Below are 1037 nucleotides of genomic sequence, written 5' to 3'. Positions count from 1 at the left end.
CCCGCCTGGGCTGGAGACTACCATTCAAACATCAACGTTGAAATGAACTATTGGCCGGCTGAGGCCGCCAACCTCGCCGAATGTCATGTGCCCTTCATTGATTACGTCGATAGCCTGCGCGAAGTGTATGCCAAAAAGACCCAGAAACATTATGGTGAGGTGCGTGGATGGACGCTACAGACCATGAACAACGCCTGCGGTGTTCAAAGTTGGAAGTGGAATCCGCCGGGAAGTGCCTGGTACGCCCAACACCTATGGGAGCATTATGCCTTTGGTCGTGACATCGACTACCTGCGCGAAACCGCCTATCCCATTCTCAAAGAAATCTGTCACTTCTGGGAGGACCATCTGAAGCGGCGTCCCGATGGTACTCTCGTTACACCAGACGGTTGGTCGCCCGAACAGTACAAGTATGAACCCGAAGAGGGCGTGACCTATGACCAGGAACTCGTTTACGATCTGTTCACCAACACCATCGAGGCTGCCGATGCCTTGGGTGAGGATGAGGAGTTCCGGGACCATATTGCGGCCATGCGGGAGGATCTCTTGAAACCGGCCATTGGAAGCTGGGGACAGTTGAAGGAATGGGAGATCGAACGGGACGATCCAGAAGACAAGCACCGCCATGTCTCACACTTGTTTGCCCTGTATCCCGGGCGGCAAATCAGCATGGCCCAAACGCCAGAACTGGCCGAGGCCTGCCGCGTTTCTTTGAATGCGCGGGGCGATGAGAGTACCGGCTGGAGTCGCGCCTGGAAAATCAATTTCTGGGCCAGGCTTGGCGATGGTGATCGTGCCCATCGATTATTACGGAGCCTGTTGAATCTGGTCACTGGGACAAAGACGATCTACGGCGATAGCGGCGGGGGAGTCTACTCGAACCTACTCTGCTCCCATCCTCCCTTCCAAATCGACGGCAATCTCGGCGCAACAGCCGGTTACTGCGAAATGCTTCTGCAGAGTCACGCGGGCCAGATTCAATTGCTTCCGGCACTGCCTGCTGCTTGGCCGACGGGTTCCGTTAAAGGGCTGTGTGC

The 1037-nt window shown here is 55.9% G+C and carries 1 protein-coding gene; it reads left to right on the top strand.

Going from position 1 to position 1037, the window contains the following annotated elements; genetic code table 11:
• Nucleotides 1-42: 42 nt before the first annotated feature.
• On the top strand, nt 43-1037 hold a 995-nt coding region (locus tag CA13_RS34375; protein ID WP_419195349.1), incomplete at its 3' end, for a glycosyl hydrolase family 95 catalytic domain-containing protein.

Source organism: Novipirellula herctigrandis (genome assembly GCA_007859835.1).
Lineage (GTDB): Bacteria > Planctomycetota > Planctomycetia > Pirellulales > Pirellulaceae > Novipirellula_A > Novipirellula_A herctigrandis.
The sequence above is the reverse complement of the archived record's forward strand: the minus strand, read 5'-3'. Positions and strand labels throughout refer to the sequence as shown.